At 68.3% G+C, this 21754-nt stretch carries 22 protein-coding genes; 12 read left to right on the top strand and 10 right to left on the bottom strand.

Annotation, left to right across the window (positions count from 1 at the left end):
* Positions 1-18 precede the first annotated feature (18 nt).
* The 9 genes from EV670_RS12505 to EV670_RS12465 all read left to right on the top strand — a co-directional run bounded on the left by EV670_RS12505 (position 19) and on the right by EV670_RS12465 (position 7725).
* Positions 19-1044: an HpcH/HpaI aldolase/citrate lyase family protein gene (locus tag EV670_RS12505; RefSeq protein WP_130432851.1), complete on the top strand. Its 1026-nt coding sequence runs from the start codon at positions 19-21 to the stop codon at positions 1042-1044.
* A 5-nt stretch (positions 1045-1049) separates the two neighbouring features.
* A complete protein-coding gene (gene prpB / locus EV670_RS12500; protein ID WP_130432530.1) occupies positions 1050-1934 on the top strand; it encodes a methylisocitrate lyase in 885 nt (294 codons plus the stop codon).
* Positions 1935-1956: 22 nt separating this feature from the next.
* The gene (gene prpC, locus EV670_RS12495; RefSeq protein WP_242616941.1) at positions 1957-3117 is read left to right on the top strand and encodes a bifunctional 2-methylcitrate synthase/citrate synthase; all 1161 of its coding nucleotides are present in this window, start codon (positions 1957-1959) and stop codon (positions 3115-3117) included.
* A 95-nt stretch (positions 3118-3212) separates the two neighbouring features.
* The gene (locus EV670_RS12490) at positions 3213-3821 is read left to right on the top strand and encodes a hypothetical protein (protein ID WP_130432526.1); all 609 of its coding nucleotides are present in this window, start codon (positions 3213-3215) and stop codon (positions 3819-3821) included.
* Positions 3822-3850: 29 nt separating this feature from the next.
* Positions 3851-5302 carry a bifunctional 2-methylcitrate dehydratase/aconitate hydratase gene (locus EV670_RS12485; RefSeq protein ID WP_130432524.1) on the top strand — a complete coding sequence of 484 codons (1452 nt, stop codon included), beginning with the start codon at positions 3851-3853 and terminating at the stop codon, positions 5300-5302.
* An 86-nt stretch (positions 5303-5388) separates the two neighbouring features.
* A complete protein-coding gene (locus EV670_RS12480) occupies positions 5389-5895 on the top strand; it encodes a hypothetical protein (RefSeq protein WP_130432522.1) in 507 nt (168 codons plus the stop codon).
* Positions 5896-5902: 7 nt separating this feature from the next.
* On the top strand, positions 5903-6259 hold the full coding sequence (locus tag EV670_RS12475; protein WP_242616940.1) for an ArsC family reductase: 357 nt from the start codon (positions 5903-5905) through the stop codon (positions 6257-6259).
* Between the two features lie 87 nt (positions 6260-6346).
* Positions 6347-7132, top strand: coding sequence for a class I SAM-dependent methyltransferase (locus tag EV670_RS12470; protein WP_130432518.1), 786 nt, complete (start codon positions 6347-6349; stop codon positions 7130-7132).
* A gap of 149 nt (positions 7133-7281) precedes the next feature.
* A complete protein-coding gene (locus EV670_RS12465; protein ID WP_130432516.1) occupies positions 7282-7725 on the top strand; it encodes a YciI family protein in 444 nt (147 codons plus the stop codon).
* A 142-nt stretch (positions 7726-7867) separates the two neighbouring features.
* Here EV670_RS12465 and EV670_RS12460 read toward each other — a convergent pair whose 3' ends face one another.
* On the bottom strand, positions 7868-8815 hold the full coding sequence (locus EV670_RS12460; RefSeq protein WP_130432514.1) for a hypothetical protein: 948 nt from the start codon (positions 8813-8815) through the stop codon (positions 7868-7870).
* Positions 8816-9003: 188 nt separating this feature from the next.
* On the opposite strand from EV670_RS12460, the gene EV670_RS12455 reads away from it, so the two are divergent.
* Both EV670_RS12455 and EV670_RS12450 read left to right on the top strand, forming a co-directional pair.
* A complete protein-coding gene (locus EV670_RS12455; RefSeq protein WP_207225058.1) occupies positions 9004-11451 on the top strand; it encodes an ATP-binding protein in 2448 nt (815 codons plus the stop codon).
* A 63-nt stretch (positions 11452-11514) separates the two neighbouring features.
* A complete protein-coding gene (locus tag EV670_RS12450) occupies positions 11515-12249 on the top strand; it encodes an aldolase (protein WP_130432510.1) in 735 nt (244 codons plus the stop codon).
* A gap of 50 nt (positions 12250-12299) precedes the next feature.
* Here the strand turns inward: EV670_RS12450 and EV670_RS12445 are convergent, their stop codons facing one another.
* From EV670_RS12445 to EV670_RS12435, 3 genes are read right to left on the bottom strand one after another with little or no spacing between them, the layout of a single operon-like run.
* Entirely contained in the window at positions 12300-12611 is a 312-nt protein-coding gene (locus EV670_RS12445; protein ID WP_130432508.1) for a DUF6958 family protein, read from the bottom strand.
* The gene (locus EV670_RS12440; RefSeq protein WP_130432506.1) at positions 12604-13140 is read right to left on the bottom strand and encodes a GFA family protein; all 537 of its coding nucleotides are present in this window, start codon (positions 13138-13140) and stop codon (positions 12604-12606) included. Before EV670_RS12440 ends, EV670_RS12445 begins: the two co-directional genes overlap by 8 nt.
* Position 13141: 1 nt before the next feature.
* A complete protein-coding gene (locus EV670_RS12435) occupies positions 13142-13891 on the bottom strand; it encodes a TetR/AcrR family transcriptional regulator (protein WP_242616939.1) in 750 nt (249 codons plus the stop codon).
* Between the two features lie 100 nt (positions 13892-13991).
* On the opposite strand from EV670_RS12435, the gene EV670_RS12430 reads away from it, so the two are divergent.
* Positions 13992-15656 carry an FAD-dependent oxidoreductase gene (locus EV670_RS12430; RefSeq protein WP_130432504.1) on the top strand — a complete coding sequence of 555 codons (1665 nt, stop codon included), beginning with the start codon at positions 13992-13994 and terminating at the stop codon, positions 15654-15656.
* Between the two features lie 60 nt (positions 15657-15716).
* On the opposite strand, the gene acnA is transcribed toward EV670_RS12430, so the two are convergent.
* The 6 genes from acnA to EV670_RS12400 form a co-directional block, all read right to left on the bottom strand.
* Positions 15717-18437: an aconitate hydratase AcnA gene (gene acnA, locus EV670_RS12425; protein WP_130432502.1), complete on the bottom strand. Its 2721-nt coding sequence runs from the start codon at positions 18435-18437 to the stop codon at positions 15717-15719.
* 60 nt (positions 18438-18497) lie between these two features.
* Positions 18498-18929: a type II toxin-antitoxin system VapC family toxin gene (locus EV670_RS12420; protein WP_130432500.1), complete on the bottom strand. Its 432-nt coding sequence runs from the start codon at positions 18927-18929 to the stop codon at positions 18498-18500.
* On the bottom strand, positions 18926-19189 hold the full coding sequence (locus EV670_RS12415; protein WP_130432498.1) for an AbrB/MazE/SpoVT family DNA-binding domain-containing protein: 264 nt from the start codon (positions 19187-19189) through the stop codon (positions 18926-18928). Before EV670_RS12415 ends, EV670_RS12420 begins: the two co-directional genes overlap by 4 nt.
* 77 nt (positions 19190-19266) lie before the next feature.
* Entirely contained in the window at positions 19267-20142 is an 876-nt protein-coding gene (locus tag EV670_RS12410) for an aldo/keto reductase (protein WP_130432496.1), read from the bottom strand.
* Positions 20139-21044: a recombination-associated protein RdgC gene (locus EV670_RS12405; protein ID WP_130432494.1), complete on the bottom strand. Its 906-nt coding sequence runs from the start codon at positions 21042-21044 to the stop codon at positions 20139-20141. Before EV670_RS12405 ends, EV670_RS12410 begins: the two co-directional genes overlap by 4 nt.
* A 114-nt stretch (positions 21045-21158) precedes the next feature.
* Positions 21159-21752 (bottom strand): IMPACT family protein, encoded by a 594-nt coding sequence (locus tag EV670_RS12400; protein WP_130432492.1) that lies wholly within the window; start codon positions 21750-21752, stop codon positions 21159-21161.
* Positions 21753-21754: the final 2 nt, after the last annotated feature.

The following is a 21754-nucleotide window of genomic DNA, read 5'->3' as shown; positions in this document are numbered from 1 at the left end:
CCGCCGCGATCTGTCGTGATCCGCAACGCCGTCACTCCGCGCCAAGCCCTGTTCGGCTCGAATGAGCCGCGCAGCGCGCTGCCGGTCTGCGACCACTACGCCGGGATCGAGCCGCGCATGAGGAAGGCGCTCGCGCTGCAGGCCGAGATGGGGCCGCGTGCGCTCTTCGACGTCACGCTCGACCTCGAAGACGGCGCCCCGGTCGGCGGCGAGCACGAGCATGCGCTGCTGGTGGCCGAACTGCTCAACGGTGCGGCCAACCGCTTCGGCCGGGCCGGCGCGCGCGTGCACCCGCTGGCCCATGCACGCTTCGTCGACGACCTGCGGGTGCTGATCGGTCGCGCAGGCGAGCGACTCGCCTACCTGATGGTGCCCAAGGTGACCGGGCTCGCCGAGTTGCAGAGCGCGGTCGAACTGATCGCGCGCACCTGCACCGAGTTCGGGATCCGGCGCCGCATCCCGGTCCACGCGCTGGTCGAGACGCATGGCGCCCTGCGCGACGTGGCGCCGATCGCCGCGCTGCCGCAGATCGAGTCGCTGTCCTTCGGCCTGATGGATTTCGTCTCCGCACACGCCGGCGCGATCCCGGCCTCGGCGATGAATGCACAAGGCCAGTTCGCGCATCCGCTGGTGCTGCGCGCCAAGCTCGAGATCGCTGCCGCCTGCCATGGCGCGGGCAAGGTCGCCTCGCATTGCGTGGTCACCGAGTTCAAGGACGCGGACGCGATCGCCGAGGCCGCCGGCCGCGCGGCACGCGAACTCGGCTACCAGCGCATGTGGAGCATCCACCCGCTTCAGATCCGGCCGATCATCGAGGCCTTCGCGCCGGTGGCGGCCGAGATCGACGACGCGATCGAGATCCTCAGCGCGGCGCAGGCCGCGCACTGGGCCCCGATCGCCCACCATGGCGTGCTGCACGACCGCGCCAGCTACCGTTACTGGTGGCATGTGCTGGAGCGCGCCGAGCGCACCGGCCAGCCCTTGCCGGCCGAACTGCGCATGGCGTGGTTCGACATGCCGCAAGCTGTTGAATCGAAGGAGTGATTTCCATGAGCCTGCCCACCCCGGGCGCCGCCTTTCGCGCGGCGCTGAAGCAAGAGTCCCCGCTGCAGGTGATCGGCGCGATCAACGCCAACCATGCCTTGCTGGCGCAGCGCGCCGGCTACCGCGCGATCTATCTCTCGGGCGGCGGCGTCGCGGCCGGCTCGCTCGGCCTGCCCGACCTCGGCATCAACAACCTCGACGATGTGCTCACCGACGTGCGCCGCATCACCGATGTCTGCACGCTGCCGCTGCTGGTCGACATCGACACCGGCTTCGGCCCGAGCGCCTTCAACATCGCGCGCACGGTCAAGAGCCTGATCAAGGCCGGCGCCGCGGCCTGCCACATCGAGGATCAGGTCGGCGCCAAGCGCTGCGGACACCGGCCGGGCAAGGAGATCGTCAGCCAGGGCGAGATGGTCGACCGCGTCAAGGCCGCGGCCGACGCCAAGACCGACCCCGACTTCTTCCTGATCGCACGCACCGACGCAATCCAGGTCGATGGCGTCGATGCCGCGATCGAGCGCGCGGTGGCCTGCGTCGAGGCCGGCGCCGACGGCATCTTTGCCGAGGCCGCCTACGACCTGCCGACCTATCGCCGCTTCGTCGATGCCGTGAAGGTGCCGGTGCTGGCCAACATCACCGAGTTCGGCAAGACGCCGCTGTTCACGGTGGACGAGCTGCGCAGCGCCGGTTGCGGCATCGTACTCTACCCGCTGAGCGCGTTTCGCGCGATGAACAAGGCGGCCGAGGCGGTCTACACCGCGATCCGGAAGGACGGTCACCAGAAGAACGTCGTCGAGCTGATGCAGACCCGCGACGAGCTCTATGACCGCATCGGCTACCACGCCTACGAGCAGCGCCTGGATGCGCTGTTCGCCGCCAAGAACTGAACGCCCGCCGAGGAGAGAAGACATGAGCGAAGCCACCCCCGCGAGCAGCGGCCCCAAGCCCAAGAAGTCGGTCGCGCTGTCCGGCGTGACCGCCGGCAATACCGCGCTGTGCACCGTCGGCCGCACCGGCAACGACCTGGCCTACCGCGGCTACGACATCCTCGACATCGCCGAGACCTGCGAGTTCGAGGAGATCGCCCACCTGCTGGTGCACGGCAAGCTGCCGACGGTAGCCGAGCTGGCCGGCTACAAGAGCAAGCTGCAGAGCCTGCGCGGCCTGCCGGCGGGCGTGAAGGCGGCGCTCGAGGCGCTGCCGGCCGCCAGCCACCCGATGGACGTGATGCGCACCGGCGTCTCGGCGCTCGGCTGCGCGCTGCCCGAGAAGGACGATCACAACCATCCGGGCGCGCGCGACATCGCCGACCGCCTGATGGCCAGCCTTGGCTCGATGCTGCTGTACTGGTACCACTTCAGCCACAACGGCCGGCGCATCGAGGTCGAGACCGACGACGACTCGATCGGCGGCCATTTCCTGCACCTGCTGCATGGCAGGAAGCCGAGCGCAGCCTGGGTGCGTGCGATGCACACCTCGCTGAACCTCTACGCCGAGCACGAGTTCAACGCCAGCACCTTCACCGCACGCGTGATCGCCGGCACCGGATCGGACATCTACTCGGCCGTCACCGGCGCGATCGGCGCGCTGCGCGGCCCCAAGCATGGCGGCGCCAACGAGGTGGCCTTCGAGATCCAGAAGCGCTACGACTCGCCCGAGGAAGCCGAGGCCGACATCCGCGCCCGCGTCGAACGCAAGGAGGTCGTGATCGGCTTCGGCCACCCGGTCTACACGGTGAGCGACCCGCGCAACGTGGTCATCAAGGGCGTCGCCCAGCGGCTGTCGCAGGATGCCAACAACACCAAGATGTTCGACATCGCGGCCCGGCTCGAGTCGGTGATGTGGGAGATCAAGAAGATGTTCCCCAACCTCGACTGGTTCAGCGCGGTGAGTTATCACATGATGGGTGTGCCTACCGCCATGTTCACGCCGCTGTTCGTGATCTCGCGCACATCCGGCTGGTCGGCCCACATCGTCGAGCAGCGCCAGGACGGCAAGATCATCCGCCCGAGCGCCAATTACATCGGCCCCGAGGATCGTGCATTCGTGCCGATCGGCGCGCGCGCCTGACGCGGGCCTTGCCACGGATGCATCTTGCAACGATGGTTGATGATCGGGCTCGCGACAATCCGAACTTCGTTCAACTTCGTCCGTGGGAACCTGACATGAGCCTCTCCATCCGTTCCGTCCTGACCCTGATCGCAGCCGGCCTGCTGCTGGCGGCCGGCGCTCAGGCGCAGGGCACCGCCGCGCCGGCCAAGGCCGCTGCCGCGCAGCCCGCGGCGGCCAAGCCCGCGCCCGTCAAGAAGCCGGTCTCGCAGTCGCGCAAGGAACTGCGCAACGAGGCCAAGGGCCTGGCCCTGGCGACCGACGTCACCGAAACCATCAGCGACAACCAGCTGCAGATCGCCAACCGCGTGCTGACCGGCACCGCGCAGTGCGAGTTCAACCAGGGCGTCACGATCGACCCGGTGGCCGAGAAGCCGGGCATGTTCCGCGTGGTCTACAAGCAGGTCGCCTACGTCATGGTGCCGCAGGAAACGACCACCGGCGCCGTGCGCCTCGAGGACAAGAGGTCCGGCGTGGTGTGGCTGCAGATCCCGAGCAAGTCGATGATGATGGACCAGACCGCCGGCAAGCGCCTGGTCGACAGCTGCACGATGGCCGAGCAGCGCGCCGCGGTTGCCGCATCCGTCGGTGCCGCATCGAGCCTCGGCATCAACGCCGACAACGCCGTCAAGGAGCCCGAGGCTCTGAAGGCGGCGAAGAAGTAATTCTTCCCCCGCAAGCAACAAGAGGTCCCATGTCCGCTCACATCTCCAACGTCCGCCCGAAGCCCGACCAGGTGCTGGTCGACATCGTCGACTACGTCAGCAAGTACAAGATCAAGAGTGCGCTCGCCTATGACACGGCGCGCAACTGCCTGATCGACACGCTGGGCTGCGGTCTCGAGGCGTTGGAGTACCCGGCCTGCACCAAGCTGCTCGGACCGGTGGTGCCGGGCACGGTGGTGCCGAACGGGGCCAAGGTGCCGGGCACGCCCTACCAGCTCGACCCGATCCAGGCCGCGTTCAACATCGGCGCGATGATCCGCTGGCTGGACTTCAACGACACCTGGCTGGCGGCCGAGTGGGGCCATCCCTCCGACAACCTCGGCGGCATCCTCGCCACCGCCGACTGGCTCAGCCGCAACGCCATCGCATCGGGCAAGAAGCCGCTGCTGATGAAGGACGTGCTGACGGCGATGATCAAGGCCCACGAGATCCAGGGCTGCATCGCGCTGGAGAACTCGTTCAACAAGGTCGGCCTCGACCACGTGGTGCTGGTCAAGGTGGCCTCGACCGCGGTGGTGGCCGAGATGCTCGGCCTGACGAAGGACGAGATCATCAACGCGGTCTCGCTGGCCTGGGTCGACGGCCAGTCGCTGCGCACCTACCGCCATGCACCCAACACCGGCTCACGCAAGAGCTGGGCCGCGGGCGACGCGACCAGCCGCGCGGTGCGCCTGGCGCTGATCGCCAAGACCGGCGAGATGGGCTATCCCGGCGTGCTGAGCGCCAAGGGCTGGGGCTTCTACGACGTGCTGTTCAAGGGCAAGGAATTCAAGTTCCAGCGCCCCTACGGCAGCTACGTGATGGAGAACGTGCTGTTCAAGATCAGCTTCCCGGCCGAGTTCCACAGCCAGACCGCGGTGGAGGCGGCGATGACGCTGCACGATCAGCTCAAGAAGGCCGGCAAGACCGCGGACGACATCAAGAAGGTGACGATCCGCACCCACGAGGCCTGCATCCGCATCATCGACAAGAAGGGTCCGCTGAACAACCCGGCCGACCGCGACCACTGCATCCAGTACATGGTCGCGGTGCCGCTGATCTTCGGCCGCCTCACGGCCGCCGACTACGAGGACAACATCGCCGCCGACAAGCGCATCGACGCGCTGCGCGACAAGATCGTCTGCGTCGAGGACAAGAGCTTCAGCGCCGACTACCACGACCCCGAGAAGCGCAGCATCGCCAACGCGCTGACCGTCGAGTTCAAGGACGGCAAGAAGCTCAAGGAGATCGTGGTCGAGTACCCGATCGGCCACAAGCGCCGCCGCAAGGACGGCATCCCGCTGCTCGAGGCCAAGTTCCGCACCAACCTCGCGCGCCGCTTCGCCAGGAAGCAGCAGGACGCGATCCTCGCGGTCAGCCTCGACCAGAAGAAGCTCGAGGCGATGCCGGTCAACGAGTATGTTGATCTGTACGTGAACTGATCTGCCGGACGGCGCATCGTGCAAGGCCCGCCTCGGCGGGCCTTCTTCTTGTTCGTGCCAGACTGCGTGCCGAGGAGCAAGCCATCATGTCGAATGCACTGATCACCCGTCTTGTCACCCTCCTGCTGGCCCTGTCGCTCGGCGCCTGCGCCTCCGGCAGCTACGGCCCGGGACCGCTGGCGCCGGGCGCCACCTCGGCCGAAGCGATCGCGCGCATGGGCCAGCCCACCGGCGTCCACCCGCTGGCGCCGGATGGCAAGCGCCTGGAGTTCGCGCGCGGCCCGATGGGCCTGCATACCTTCATGCTCGACTTCGACGCCGGCGACCGCCTCGTCAAGATCGACCAGGTGCTGACCGAGAGGCATTTCCTGGAGTTGCAGAACGGCATGACGGCCGACGAGGTGCGGGCGCGCATCGGCCGCCCCGGCCAGATCACCAGCCTGCCCCGCCAGCGACATCAGCTCTGGTGGTACTGGTACGACACGCCGTTCTGCATCGTCTGGCAGGTCAGCATCAGCGACGACGACGGCAAGGTCGCCGAGATGGGCCACAACAGCAACCCGCGCTGCGATGGCAGCCGTTTCGGGCTGTAGGACACCGATGAGCGAAATCACTCTCTACGGCATCTCCAACTGCGACACCGTCAAGCGCGCCCGCGCCTGGCTAGCCACGAACTCGGTGCCCTACCGCTTCCACGACTTCAAGAAGGCCGGCCTCGATGCCGAGCGCCTCGCGCACTGGGTCGCTGCCGTCGGCTGGGAGCCGCTGCTCAACCGGCGTGGCACGACGTGGCGCCAGCTGCCCGCCGAACGGCAGGCCGCCGCGCTCGATGGTGCCGGCGCGCAGGCGCTGATGCTCGATCAGCTCAGCGTGATCAAGCGCCCGGTGGTCGAGTGGTCGGACGGGAACGTGACGGTGGGCTTCGCCGAGGCGGTGTTCGAGGCGCAGCGCGGTTGAGGTGGCGACGAGCGCGCCGAACGGGCCACCCGCGCCGCCGCGCCACGCCGCCACCCCTGCCATCCTTCGCCCTCCCCTGGAGATGCCATGACCGACGAGACGATCCGCTTCGACGACGGCGCCAGCTACGAGCTCCTGATGGGTCGCTGGAGCCTGCTCGTCGGCGAGCGCTTCATCGACTGGATCGACGTGCCGAAGCGGTCGCGCTGGCTGGACGTCGGTTGTGGCAACGGTGCATTCACCGAACTACTGGTCGAGCGCTGCATGCCCGCGCAGGTCCAGGCCTTCGATCCCTCGCCGGGCCAGCTGGCCTACGCGCGAACTCGCCTGCCTGCGGCCGCGCCCGTGACGTGGGCCGAGGCTGACGCAATGTCGCTGCCGGTCACGGATGGCAGCAGCGACGCAGCCGTGATGGCGCTGGTGCTGTTCTTCGTGCCCGAGCCGGCCGTCGGCTTGGCGGAAATGTGCCGCGCCGTGCGCTCCGGGGGCGTCGTGGCGGCCTACCACTGGGACGTCCTGGGCGGCGGATTTCCGCTGGCCGCCATCGGTGCCGAGATGCTCAAGCTCGGCATCCCGCCGCGCATGCCGCCCAGCGTCGCGGCCTCCACGATCGAGGCGTCCACGACGCTGTGGCAGGACGCAGGGCTGCGCGATGTCCGGACCTGCCAGATCACCGTGCAGCGCAGCTTCGACCGCTTCGACGACTACTGGAACAGTGCCGCGACCAGCAACACGCTGCGACCGATGTTCGACGCGCTGACGGATGAGCGCAGAGAACAGCTGAAGGCCAACGTGCAGCGCCGGCTGCGGGCCGGCGACGGCCCGCTGACCCTGAGCGCGCGTTCGAATGCGATCAGCGGCATCAAGCCGTGACCTGGAATCTCGTCGTGGTGTTGAGTTAGGTCTCAGGAAGGCGCCAATTCCAGGGCGGCCATTCGTTCAAGGCCATGGACTTGTCGATCTGGCCAGCACTCGCTCGTCGTAGCTTCACCAGGCAACAACCTACATTCGGAGAGCGGGACATGCGGTTCATCATCACGGCGCAGGCGAGTGCGGACAAGAAGGCGACCGAACAACAGGCGGACTTCGATGTGGAACTCTTCAAGGCCTACATGCGCTTCAACGAGGAGATGCATCAGGCCGGAGTACTTGTGGCCTCCGAGGGCCTCAACCCCTCGGCTCCAGGAGCCCGCATCGCGGTGGCTGATGGCAAACGCTACGTTGTGGACGGTCCCTTCGCCGAGTCGAAAGAACTGGTGGGAGGCTTCTACCTCATCGAGGTGAACTCGCTTGACGAGGCGATTCAATGGGCCCTCCGCGCCCCGTCTGGTTTCGGGGCGGACGACATTCTGGAGATTCGCCAACTGACAGGCTCGGGAGACCTGCCACCTGAAATTCTCCGACTCATCACCGAAGCTGCGCCGACATGGAGCGCCTCGGCTTGGCAGTCGCGCAACGCGAACTAGTCGCCGGTGGGCGACAGCCTGCCGCCGAAGCTTCGCCGTCCTGTGACGCCGCTCCCCGACTGGCTGGCGCGCAGCGGCGTCTGGCCTTCGCGCCGCCACGCTGCGGCGATGCCAGCCAACGTGGCGGCATCGGCCTCCAGCCTCAGTGCGCCAAGCCGGCAATGGGCGCCAGTGCGGCGTTGATGCGCGCGCCTTGCTCGGCATTGATCATCGAGCCCAGGATCTCGAGGAACCGCGGATCCTGAACGCCGCTGAGGATGTATTGCCAGCGGTAGGCGCGCAGCGTCGTCTCCTGGATGGCCAGTTCCTGCTCGGCACTGAAGCGACGACCGGCCACCTGAACGAAGTAGTCGGCGTCAGCCCTGGCCTGCGCCTGGCAGATGCCGTCGACCGCGCCAACCAGACCGATCAGCTCGTCGACGGCCTGGTCGCGCTGCGCGGGATCGAGCCTCTCGTCCTCGCGCATCCATTCCATTTCGTCGAGGATCGCGTGCTGCGACTCCTCCTTCCAGTGGAAGAGGAACACGTCCTTCCACAGCGGGTCGATGCGCGTTTCCGGCTCGATGCTGCTGCGGTAGTGCGCTTGCGAGAACAGCTCGATGTCGCAGGTCAGCGCCAGCACGGCCCAGGTCGAGGCGGCCAGCACGGCCTGGGCGACGTCGTTTGCCTGCGGCACGAAGCGATACCCGGGCGGCATGCCGGTGGCGGCCATCGTCTCGAGGCGCCGGAACATCTCCTGGTGCTTGAGCTCCTCGTCGGTGAGGCGCACCAGCGCCTCGAGCGCGACCTGGTCGCCGAGCCAGTGCTCGCGGCTGATCTCGAGCACCTTGGCGCCGATGAATCTCTCGACGAGCGCGAACATGTTCGCGTAGGTGCGGCCCTGCACTTGCGAGAACAGGCGCTCCTCGTCCGCCAGCAGGAAGGGCAACTGCATGACCTTCGAGAGACCGTCGGGCAGGAACTTCCTGCCGAAGTCGAACTGGCGGCCGCGAATCACGTCGCGGTCGGTGTCCCAGCGGATCCGCTTGGACACCTCGACGCACTTGGCGTAGCGGCTCGAATCGATGGTGTGCTGTGCAACGTGCGACATGGTCGAATCCTCCAGGGAGCGGCGGGTTGGCGGCGGAAGGCGTCGACCGGCAAGCGGTGGGCGCCTGTTGCACAGTCTGCGCAGCGCCGGGCGGGCCGTCCTCAAGGGCGGCTCAAGCCTTCTCAAACCTTGTCAAAGGCCGGATGATCGGCACGCCCCGTCGCTGCCCGACCACTGCGAGCGTGTCCATGCCGCCTGACACCGCCGACACACCGTTGCGCTTCGGACGCTTCGAGATCAGTCCGACCGAGCGCCTGCTGCGAGTGGACGACCGCGCCGCCGCACTGGGCGCGCGCGCCTTCGACGTGCTGCTCGCGCTGGCCCAGCGCCGCGAACGCCTGGTCGCGAAGCAGGAACTGCTCGACCTCGTCTGGCCCGGCGTGGTGGTGGAGGAGCACAACATCGCCGCGCAGATCAGCAGCCTGCGCAAGGTGCTCGGCCCGGACGTGATCGCCACCGTGCCGGGTCGCGGGTACCGGTTCACGGCGACGCTCGAGGTCTCGACGAACGGCGCGCAGGCAGGCGTGGCGGCGCCTGCGCAGCAGCGCCACAACCTGCCGGAGCAACGCACCCGCTTCATCGGTCGCGAAGTCGCGCTGGCCGAGCTCGGGCGCCTGCTGCCGCAGACCCGGCTGCTGACGCTCGTCGGCATCGGCGGTTGCGGCAAGACCCGGCTGGCATTGCACTTCGCGCGCCAGCAACTCGCGAACTTCGCCGATGGCGTCTGGTTCATCGACCTGGCGCCGCTCGAGGACCCGCAGCGCGTGCCTTCGGCCTGCGCCAGCGCGCTCGACCTCGGCACGGAGTCCGACGCGGCGCTGCCAGATCAGCTTGCGGCCCACCTCGCCGAGCGCCAGGCGCTGGTCGTGCTGGACAACTGCGAGCATGTGCGCGAAGGTGCCTCGGCGCTGGTCGATGCACTGCTCGCCCACCCGGGACGGAGCCGGATCCTGGCCACCAGCCGCGAGCCGCTGGCTGTTGCCGGAGAGCAGCTCTACCCAGTGCGCTCGCTGTCATTGCCGGCGACTGCGGACCTGGACGAAATCCGCGCCGCCGATGCGGTGCGCGTGTTTGTAGCTCGCGCCCGTCTGGCGCTGCCCGAGTTCGAGGTCGGCGCCGGCAACGCGAGCGCGCTCGTCGAGATCTGCCGACGACTCGATGGCATCGCACTGGCCATCGAGCTGGCCGCCGCCCGCGTGACGATGCTCTCGGTGTTCGACATCGCGGCGCGGCTCGAGGATCGCTTCCGCCTGCTGACGGGCGGCGCCTCGGCGGCAGCACGCCAGCAAACGCTGCTGGCCACGATGCAGTGGAGCTACGACCTGCTCGACCCGCACGAGCAGCGCCTGCTGCGCCAACTGGCGGTATTTGTCGGCGGCTGCACGCTGGAGGCCGCCACGGCCATCGCGCAGGCCGTCGACGAGTACGAACTGCTGATGCGGCTGACCGCGCTGCACGACAAGTCCCTGCTGACGGTCGAAGGCGGCGCGGCTGGCGACGCCGGCAGCCGACCGCGCTACCAGATGCTGGAAACCACGCGCCAGTATGCGAAGCAGCGGCTGGACGAGAGCGGCGAAACCGACGCGGCACTGGCGCGCCATGCCTGGCACTTCCTCGCCCTCGCCGAAGCCGCCGCACCGCACCTGCAGGGCCCGCAGCAGTCGCTGTGGATGGCGCGGTTGCGCGACGAACACGAGAACCTCGTTGCGGCGATGAACTGGTGCGCCCGGACGCCGGACCCGGTCGGTGCGCAGTGCTGCCTGCGGCTGGCGGCCGCCACCGGCCGCTACTGGCTCTTCAACGATGTCGAACTCGGCTGCCGACTCACCCTGGACGCGCTGGGCCGCGACCCCGACGCCGCGGACAGCGAGGCGCACTTCCAGACGCTGCGCGGCCTGGCCGCGATGTTCATGCACCGGGGCCAAGGCGAGGTGGGACAGCCGCATGCGCGGGCGGCACTGGCGATGGCGCAGCGCCTGGGCGTGGTCGAGTGGCAAGCAATGGCGCACAGCGCCATCGGCACCTGCCTGGGCAGGATGGACGAGGAGGAGGAGATGGCTGCGCTGCGGCATTACGAGCAGGCGCGAGACCTCGCGCAGGCCAGCGGCAGTGCCCTGCCGCTCGGAGTCGCGCTGAACAACATCGCCACGATCGACTTCCGCCACGGCCGGCTCGAACCCGCCGAGCAGAGCTTCCGGCAGTCGCTGCATCTTGCGCGGGCGCGGGGCGACATCCGCCTGGCCCTGATCGTCCTGCACAACCTGCTTCGCGTGCTGGTGGCGGCGCGCAGGCACGCGGACGCACACGCTTGCGCGGTCGAGGCCGAGCTGCTGCTGCGCGGTGTCGGGGAGGACGTGCTGAGGTTCGAACTGCTCGAGGTGGCTGCCGGACTTGCCTCGAGCCAGGGGCAGCACGAGCTTGCGGCGCGCTTCTGGGGCGTTGCCCGGCCGCGCTACACGGATGCGGGCTACCGCCGTCCCTTCGAGGACGAGGCGCACCTGACGCGCCTGCGAGCGGGGGCTCGGCAGGCGCTGGGCGAGCTCGGGTTCGAGAAGGCCGAGGCGGCGGGCCGCACGCTCGCTCTCGACGCCGCCATGCTTGAACTGCGGCAGTGGCTGGAGCGCCCTCTCCAGTGAGCTGGCACCATCGATGGCCCGCCCGAACTGCAGCCCGGACCAAGATTCAGGAGCCAGAAGCGCATGACCACAGCGACCGCTCACCAAGCCGACTTTGATTCCGCGGAAGTGCTTCGCCTTCGGGCCGATCTGGCCCTGGCCTTGCGCGCCGCGGCACACCACGGCCTGTCCGAGGGCGTCTGCAACCACTTCAGCCTCGAGTTGCCCGACGGCTCGGGACGCTTTCTGCTGAACCCGCGCGGCTTGCAGTGGAGCGAAGTCCGGGAAGACGACATCGTGATGGTCGACGGCAGCGGCAAGCGGCTGGCGGGTCGCCATGCGGTCGAGCCCACGGCGATGTTCATCCACGCCGCGATCCATCGCATGTGCAAGCAGGCTTGCGTGCTGCACACCCACATGCCCTATGCCACGGCACTGACGCTCACGGTCGATCGATGCCTGGACACCACCCTGTCGCAGAACGCGATGCGCTTTCACGGGCGGGTTGCGGTCGATGATCACTACGGCGGCCTGGCACTCGACGCGTCAGAGGGCGAGCGCATCGCTCGGACCACGCAGGGCGCCGACGTGGTCTTTCTCGGCAACCATGGCGTCGTCGTGTGCGGCGAACGGATCGCCTACGCCTACGACGACCTGTACTACCTGGAGCGTGCCTGCATGGCGCAGGTGCTCGCCGGGTCCACGGGGCGGCCCCTGGCCCCGGTCGACGGCTCGATCGCCGAACAGGTGTGCGCGCAGACCTTGGGCGAAAGGCTGCAGTCCGAACTGTTCTTCGAAGCTCTGCGGCGTACCGTCTGATCTACTCCGCCGACCGGGTGCCCGACTCGAGTACCGCGTCGACGGTCTTCTCAGACCTGGCTCGATGACCTGAACAGCCGCACCGGCTTGCCCTGCGCGCGTTGGATCAGGCCCTTCGCTTCGAGGTCGAGTTGAACCGCCTTGAGCCACCATCCGGCCTTGGCGCCGCCGGGGAACAGATCGTCGGGCAGATGGGGCAGAAGCGCCTCCTTGGCTTCAGCGACGCTGAGGCCGGGTCGCTCCGCAGGCAGGGCGGCCATCAGCGCATCGCGCATCGCCATGTACTTGGCGCGGTTCACGCGCTCGGTGCGGCCGGGCGTGGTGATGCTCTGGATCGCGATCTTGTCGTCGGCCTCAGACATGGAGTTCTCCGTTGACCGCGATCTTCGGGCTGCGAAAGCCCATCGCCATCCATGCACCCAGGAGCTTGAGGACGAACGAGACGCTCTGCCGGGAAGCATTCGGAACGTCGTCCGGCAGCACAGTGCCGGCCGGCAGGTCCATCGTCATGGTTCGCATCTCGAGCGCGGGAAGCCTGCCCGCGGGCCACAGACAGCCGTAGAGGCTCAGCCAGTGGCCGTTCTGGAACTCAAGGAAGACCGGCGTGTTGCAACAGGTGGCGACGACTCGGCGAGTCTTCGATTCGGGTGTCAGGCGAAACTCCTTGAGCTTGGCCGCGCCCTGCACGAAGCGGATGCGATCCTTGCGGTAGAGAACGAAGCGGGTGTCACCGTTCGGTCCGAGTATCGGCGGGGCCGATGGCAGGGCCTGCAATCGGGCGCCGGCCGCACGGCAACTGTTGCAGCAGCACCCGGCATTGACGATCGACGTTCCTTCCACCTCGAGACGGACTTGCCCGCAGGCGCAGGAGAGTTCGGTGGTCGTTTTCATGTCAGCGCTTTCTCCGGGTTGGGGCAACCGCAAAAAGGAGACGGATGTAGCGATCGAGGTGATCGAGGCTTTCACGCGCCAGCGCGGCATCGTTTCCGGCCTTGGCCAGCACGAAAGCACCCTGGATCACCGCCTGCGTATGGCGCGCGAGGCTGGCGGCGGTCCAGTCGCCGGAGATGCCACGATCCTTCATCGCTGCCGCGAGATCCGCCTCGAGCGTCGCGGCATGGTCGAAGATGCTCGCGCCGCAGGCGTCGCGAATGGCCGGCCAATCTGCATGGACCTCCTGCACCATCGTGCCCACCAGGCAGGTGAACGCCGGCAGTTCGCCGTCGATGATCGACTTGCGGAAGGCCACGTAGGCCAGCACGCGGTCAAGAGGGTCGCGCGGCTCGTGGTAGGGCGCGCTCACGAAGAAGGCGCTCGTCGTCTCGGCCCAGTACCTTGCGGCCTCGACGCCAAGCGCCTCCTTGCTCTTGAAGTGATGAAAGACCGAGCCTTTGGTCACTGCGGCGACCCGGCACAACTCGTCGACGGTGGTCGCGGCGAAGCCCTTGGCGCGAATCGTGTCGCACGCGGCATCCAGCAGGCGCGTCCTGGCATCGCCGCGCTCGGGGTGATGCTTCGTCAGTCTTGGCACGAACAAGAACATACCAAGTGGTCGGTATGATTTCAAGGCGACGGACGCCCTGTCGGCCCAACGACCATTTCCGCACTTGCCTACCGCCCGCCGCAGGTCGATTGCCGCCACTCGTCGGCCGCGGTCAACCCACCGCGCCCGCCGACACGGGTAGCATCGCCGCGCGCGTGGTGCGCCTTGCTCCGCGCCAGGACCGGGAGTTCCACCAGCGATGCTGACGCCCGACGAAGTTCGCACTGTCCCCTTGTTCGCCCACCTGTCCGACGCCGATGTCGATCGGCTGGTGCGCAGCTCGGCCGACATCCGGCTCCACCCCGGCGAGTACGCCGTGCACGAGGGTGGCGAGCGGGCGCTGTACGCCGTGCTGTCCGGCAAGTTCGAGGTCGTCAAGCACTTCGACGGCATCGAGCGCACGCTGGGCTGGCGCCTGCCCGGCACGATCTTCGGCGAGGTCCCGCTGGCCTTTGCCACGCCCTTCCCCGGCGGCTACCGCGCCGCGGAGCCGTCGCGCGTGATGCGCGTCGAGCCGCACCACTACTTCGCCATCGCCGCGTCGTCGCCCAAGGTCGCCGAGATGGTGGGTGCGCTGGCGCGCGAACGCATCGGCGGGCTGCAGGGCATCGCGATGCAGCCGCCGAAGGCGCAGGTCACGGTCTACGGCGAGCGCTGGGACCCGGCCTGCAGCGAGCTGCGCCGCTTCCTGTCGCGCAACCAGATCGTCCACGACTGGCTGTCCCCGGAAACGCCGGACCTCGCGCACTCGTGGGCTGGCGCAGTGCCCGAGGCCGCCGACTGCCCGGTGGTGCGGCTGCCGGATGACACGCTGCTGCAGCAGCCGACGCTGCGCGAGCTGGCGGTGCGCCTGGGCCTGCAGACGCGCCCGCAGCACGCCGAGTACGACACGCTGATCATCGGCGCCGGGCCGGCCGGACTGGCGGCCGCGGTCTACGGTGCCAGCGAGGGGCTGCGCACGCTGGTGATCGAGCGCGAGGCGCCGGGCGGCCAGGCCGGCACCTCCTCGCGCATCGAGAACTACCTGGGCTTCCCCAACGGCGTCTCGGGCGACGAACTCGGCAGTCGCGCGCTGCAGCAGGCGCGCCGGCTGGGCGCGGAGATCGTCGTCACGCGCCGCGTCGAAGGCATGGACCCGGCCACGCGCGAAGTCACACTCGACGGCGGCGAGCGCGTGCGCGCGCACAGCGTGATCCTGGCCACCGGCGTGTCGTGGCGACGGCTGGTGATCGAGGGCTTCGACCAGCTCATCGGCAAGGGCATCTACTACGGCGCCGCGCGCAGCGAGGCCGCGTCCACGCACGGGCAGGACGTCTACCTCATCGGCGCCGGCAACTCGGCCGGGCAGGCGGCGCTGCACTTCGCCAACTACGCGCGCCAGGTGACGCTGCTGGTGCGCGGTGACTCGCTCGAGAAGAGCATGTCGCGCTACCTGGTGGAGCAGCTCGCCGGCAAGTCGAACATCGCGGCGCGCTTGCATTGCGAGGTACAGGCGGCGCTCGGGCAGTCGCACCTGGAGGCGATCGACATCGCCGACCGCGAGCAGCAGAGCGTGACGCGCCACGCCTGCGGCGGCCTGTTCGTCTTCATCGGTGCCGACGCCGACACCGGCTGGCTGCCGGTCGAAGTGGCGCGCGACAGGAACGGCTACGTGCTGACCGGCGACGACGTGCGCAAGGCCGGCCGCTGGTCGCAAGATCGCGACCCCTTCCTGCTCGAATCCAGCGTGCCCGGCGTGTTCGTCTGTGGCGACGTGCGGCTCAGCCCGATCAAGCGGGTGGCGGCCGCGGTGGGCGAAGGCAGCATGGCAATCGCCTTCGTGCACCAGTACCTGGCGCGCGAGGGACTGATCACCCGCCCCTGAGCGCTACAAGAAAAAAGCCGCCGGCCTCGCGGCCGGCGGCTTTGCTTCTGGAGCGACCGATCAGGCCGCCAGCAGCTGCCGGAGCACGAAGGGCAGGATGCCGCCGTGCTTGTAGTAGTCGACCTCGATCGGCGTGTCGATGCGCAGCGTCACGGTCACTTCCTGCTTGCTGCCGTCGGCGCGCGTGATCACCAGGGTCGCGTCGGCCTGCGGCTTGAGTTCACCGCCGATGACCACGTCGATCAGCTCGTCGCCCTTCAGGCCCAGCGTCTCCCACGAGTCGGCGCCCTTGAATTGCAGCGGCAGCACGCCCATGCCGACCAGGTTGCTGCGGTGGATGCGCTCGAAGCTCTTGGCGACCACGGCCTTGATGCCCAGCAGTTGCGTGCCCTTGGCGGCCCAGTCGCGGCTGGAGCCGGTGCCGTATTCCTCGCCAGCAAAGATCACGGTCGGCACCTTGGCCGCCATGTACTTCATCGCCGCGTCGTAGATGAACTGCTGCTGGCCCTTCTCGGCGCCGTCGAGCTGGAACACCGTGTAGCCGCCCTCCTTGCGCGCGCCATCGGCGGCGGCCGGGATCATCAGGTTCTTGATGCGCACGTTGGCGAAGGTGCCGCGCATCATCACGTCGTGGTTGCCGCGGCGCGAGCCGTAGCTGTTGAAGTCGGCCTTGAGCACGCCGTTGTCGGTGAGGAACTTGCCGCCCGGCGAGGCTTCCTTGATAGCGCCGGCCGGCGAGATGTGGTCGGTCGTGATCGAGTCGCCGAACAGCGCCATGATCCGGGCGTCCTTGACGCCGACGTCGGCCGCTGCCGGCTGCATCGTGAAGCCCTCGAAGAACGGCGGCTGCGCGATGTAGGTGCTCTTGGGCCAGTTGTAGACTTGGCCCTTGACGCCCTTGACCTTCTCCCACAGCTTGCCCGGCTCGTTCTTGACCTTGTCGTAGTTGGCCTTGAAGGCCTTGCCGTTCATCGCGAACTTCATCAGCGCGTAGACCTCGTCGCTGGTCGGCCAGATCTCGCCGAGGTAGACATCCTTGCCGCCCTTGCCCTTGCCGACCGGCTGCGTCATCAGGTCGCGCGTGACGTTGCCGGCGATCGCGTAGGCCACCACCAGCGGCGGGCTGGCGAGGAAGTTGGCCTTGAGGTTCGGATGGATGCGAGCCTCGAAGTTGCGATTGCCCGAAAGCACCGCGGCGCAGATCAGGTCGTTGCCGGTGATGACTTCGTTGATCTCCGGCGTCAGGTCGCCGGCGTTGCCGATGCAGGTGGTGCAGCCGTAGGCGGCGACGCTGAAGCCGAGCTTCTCCAGGTACGGCAGCAGGCCGGCCTTCTCGAGGTACTCGGTGACGATGCGCGAGCCCGGGGCGAGCGAGGTCTTGATGTGCGGCGCGACCTTCAGGCCCTTCTCGACCGCCTTCTTGGCCAGCAGGCCGGCCGCCAGCAACACGCCCGGGTTGCTGGTGTTGGTGCAGGAGGTGATGGCGGCGATCAGCACGTCGCCGTTGTGGATGTCGACGCCGTTGCTGGTGGTGAAGGTCTTGGCCAGCTTGTCGGCCGGCTGGTTGAAGCCGTTGGCCTCGATCGGCTTGGAGAACAGCTCGCTGAACTTGGTGGCGAGGTCGGTGATCTCGATGCGGTCCTGCGGACGCTTCGGGCCGGCCAGGCTGGGCGCGACGGTCGACAGGTCGAGCTTGACCACGCTGCTGTAGTCGATCTCGCCGGTGCCGGGCACGCCGAACAGCTTCTGCGCCTTGAAGTAGGCCTCGAAGGCCTCGATCTCGGCCTTGGTGCGGCCGGTGCCCTGGAAGTACTCGATGGTCTTCTCGTCGACCGGGAAGAAGCCCATCGTCGCGCCGTACTCGGGCGCCATGTTGGCGATGGTGGCGCGGTCGGGCAGCGCCAGCGTGCGGGTGCCTTCGCCGAAGAATTCGACAAACTTGCCGACCACCTTGTGCTTGCGCAGCGTCTCGGTGACGGTGAGCACCAGGTCGGTGGCAGTGACGCCCTCGCGCAGCTTGCCGCTGAACTCGAAGCCGACCACGTCGGGCGTCAGGAAGTAGACCGGTTGGCCGAGCATGCCGGCCTCGGCCTCGATGCCACCGACGCCCCAGCCGACCACGCCGATGCCGTTGATCATCGTCGTGTGGCTGTCGGTGCCGACCAGGGTGTCGGGGTAGTAGACGCCCTGCTTCGTCTTGTGCACGCCGCGCGCCAAGTACTCGAGGTTGACCTGGTGCACGATGCCGAAGCCCGGGGGCACGACGCCGAAGGTGTCGAAGGCCTGCATGCCCCACTTCATGAACTCGTAGCGCTCCTGGTTGCGCTGGAACTCGAGCTTCATGTTGAGGTCGAGCGCCTTCTTGGAGCCGTAGTGGTCGATCATCACCGAGTGGTCGACGACGAGGTCGACCGGCACCAGCGGCTCGATGGTCTTGGGGTTCTTGCCCATCGCGGCGGCGACGTTGCGCATCGCGGCCAGGTCGGCCAGCAGCGGCACGCCGGTGAAGTCCTGCAGCACCACGCGGGCGACGACGAAGGGGATCTCGTCGGTGCGATCGGCCACCGGCTTCCAGTTGGCAAGCTGCTTCACATGCTCGGCCGTGACCTTCTTGCCGTCGCAGTTGCGCAGCACGCTCTCGAGCACGATGCGCACCGACACCGGCAGCCGGCTGACGTCGACGCCGAGTTCCTTGCCGAGTTGCGGCAGCGAGTGGAACTTGCCCTCCTTGCCGGAGGCGGTCTTGAAGCTCTTGAGGGTCTTGGCGAATGCGTGTGACATGGTGCTGCCTTGGAAGGAGGTGGCTGGGGGTGGGGTTTCGCGCCGAAGCGCGAGTTTGAATCAGGAAGCCTTCGGGATGATGACCTTCAGGCCCTTGAAATAGTCGCGGAAGAAGCCGTCGTCGCGCGTGATGAGCGCCTGGCACTGCAGCAGGGCATGGGCACCGATCAGGAAGTCGGGCACCGAGCGCTGCAGCGGCGCGCTGCGGCCGGTTGCGCTGCTGGCACGAACCCGCTCCTTGTAGCGGCGCTGCATTTCGCCCGCCCGCACCGCCGATCGAAACTCGAGCGCCGAAAACCCGATGCCGGCCTCTTCGAGCGTGTCGATCATCTGCGAGCCGTGGCCGAGACCGGCGACGACCTCGCTGACCACGACGTCGCAGGCCACGACGGGGCCATGGGCCAGCGCCTCGCGCAGCGCGGCCTCGGCTGCGTCGGCGCGCGCGTCGTCGCCGAGCAGATCGACCAGCACCGAGGTGTCGATGGCGATCATGCGGCCGTGTCGTCTGGCGGCGGGTAGGGGTCACCCGGCGCCCGGCCACGCAGCTCGCGCATCACATCGTCGGTCGTCACGCCCGGTGGCAGCTTGAAGCGGCCGCGCAAGCGCGAGATCGCGTCGTCAACGTCCTTGCGCAGGATGATCCGGCTGCCGTCGAGTTCGACCTTGAGCGTGGTGCCCTTGGTCAGGCCCAGCGCGTCACGCACCGCCTTGGGCAGGGTGATCTGGCCGCGTTCAGCGACAGTGGCTTCCATGCGGGACTCCGGACTTTGGTATGCATTGATTATACGTACCGATCAATGCGTATTCAAGAACGGATCGCTCGCAGGACTCATGCCACCTCATGGCCGGCACTGGCCTGCCAGACGTCGAACCAGGACTCGCGGTCGAGCCGCAGGGAGGTGGCCGCCAGCGCCTCGCGGATCGCGTCGATGCGGCGCGTGCCGGTGATCGGCAGCGGGCGCGAGGGATGGCGCAGGATCCACGCGTAGGCTGCGGTGGCGATCGAGACGCCGTGTTCGGCCGCGATGCGCTCGAGCGCATCACGAACCCGGCGCTCGCGCTCGTCGTGGCCATTGAGCAGCCGGCCGCCACCGAGCGGCGACCAGGCCATCGGCCGGATGCCGAGATCCAGGCACTGGTCGAGCGTGCCGTCGTGCAGCGGCTGCAGGTGCAGCGGCGAGAACTCGATCTGGTTGGCGGCCAGCGGCAGCGCACGCTGCAGCAGGCTCGCCTGCGACGGCGTGTGATTGGAAACGCCGAAATGGGCCAGCTTGCCCTCGCGTCGCAACGCGTCGATCGCACCCGCCACCTCGGCCGGATCGAGCAGCGGATCGGGGCGGTGGATCAGCAGCAGTTCGATGCGCTCGACGCCAAGCGCCCGCAGCGAAGCTTCGACGCTAGCGCGCAGATGCGCGGCCGAGGTGTCGTAGGACTTGAGCCGATGCAGCGGCCGTGCCGGCGACACCAGCCTGATGCCGCACTTGGTGACGATCTGCAGGCGCTGGCGCAGCGCGGGCGTTGCCAGCCGCAAGGCCTCGCCAAACAGCGTCTCGACGCTGTAGCCGCCGTAGATGTCGGCGTGGTCGAAGCTGGTCACGCCGAGCTCGACGCATTGCTCGATCCAGGCCAGCCGCTCGGCCGGCGACCAGCCCCACTCGTGCATGCGCCAGGTGCCGGCGACGACCGGCGAGAGCTGCGGACTCATGCTGCCAGCTGCTCGCCGCCAAGCGCCTCGATCAGGTCCGGGATCAGCCGCGCCAGTTCGCCGGTGCCGATCGCGGCGTCGGCGTCGAAGGCCTCGTCCTGGTGCTGCTGGCTGCTCTTGCGGCCCTCGAACACCACGTCGAGGAAGTCGAGCTTCTTGATCTGCATCGCGTCGGTCAGCATGAACGAGACGCGGCCCTGCCAGCTCATCGCCAGCCGGGTCGGCTGCTTGCCCATGCCGATGTGCTGGCGCACCTCGTCGGTGTCGAGCGGATGGCGCGCATAGCGCACCACGGACTTCATCTCGTCGGCGCCCTTGAGCTCGCACTCGCGGTCGACCGAGAAGGCCGGCGGCGGCTCGCCACTGGCCAGCCAGGCCGACATCGCCGTCGCGGCCGACTGCGCGGTCTGCAGCGGCGTGAGCGCAAGGCCATCGAGACACTTGATCAGCAGTTCGGCCACCTCGGCGGCACGCGCCGGGCTGCTCGCATCGACCATCAGCAGCCGGCGTTGCGGATCGAGCCAGACGTTGATCGCCGCCTGCTTGGTGAAGGCCATCGGCAGCAGTTCGAGCGTGGCCTGCTCCTTGATCTCCTTGAGCTGCTTCTTGCCGGGCTTGCGGCCGCTGCTCTGCTCGATCTGCTGCGCGACTTCTTCGACCCGGCGCTTGACCACCGCGGCCGGCAGCACGCGCTGCTCGGTCTGCAGCTTGAACAGCCACTGGCCGCCCACGCCTTCGGCGAGCGGGCCATGGGCCACGCCACGCGGCTCGACCCAGCCCGCCGAGCGCGGCTGGGTCAGGCCACAGGCAACGAAGCGCGCCTTGGCCAGGCCCTCTTCGACCTGCGCCAGCGTGGCCGACCAGTCGGCCCCGATGCGATACACGGTAAGGTTCTTGAACAAGGGAATCCTCTGCGATGGGTACTGATGTCGTGCCGGCCGGCATGGCGCCGGCGGGATCGACGAACGAGAACGGGAAAGACGGAGCGCGGAAGCGGACGACGATTGTCCCGTCTCTCAGGCGTCCGGATCGCGCCAGACGAGGTGTCCGTGGCACGCTTCGTCGAGGCGCGCGACCAATGTCGCGCTATCGGCCTCGGGCAGCCGGAAGCTGAACTCGACACCCATGCCGTGGCGCACGGCCAGCAGGCTGGCGCCGACGGCCTCGATTTCGCGCCGCAGCAGGCCCTCCAGCGCGTAGGGCACCAAGCAGTCCAGGGTGAGCAGCCGCTGCAGCGGCTGCTTCTCGGCGTGCAGCAGGGCCTGGGCGACCGCGTCGGTGTAGGCCCGTACCAGGCCGCCGGCGCCGAGCTTGACGCCGCCGAAGTAGCGCACCACGGTGGCAAGCACGCCTTCGAGATCCTGATGCCGCAGCACCTCGAGCATCGGCCGGCCGGCGGTGCCGCCGGGCTCGCCGTCATCGACCGCGGCCGATTCGCCGCCGGCCAGCAAGGCCCAGCAAACGTGGACGGCGCCGGGATGCTCCGCCCGCAGGACCGCGACCCGAGCCTGCGCTGCGGCACGGCCCGCCATCGGTTCCACGCAACCGATGAAGCGGCTCTTGCGGATCAGCAGGTCGCTTTGAACGGAAGCTGCCAGCGTGAACGGCACGA

It is taken from the genome of Rivibacter subsaxonicus, assembly GCF_004217215.1.
Lineage (GTDB): Bacteria > Pseudomonadota > Gammaproteobacteria > Burkholderiales > Burkholderiaceae_C > Rivibacter > Rivibacter subsaxonicus.
Note: the sequence above shows the minus strand (reverse complement) of the source record. Positions and strands in the feature narration are given on the sequence as shown.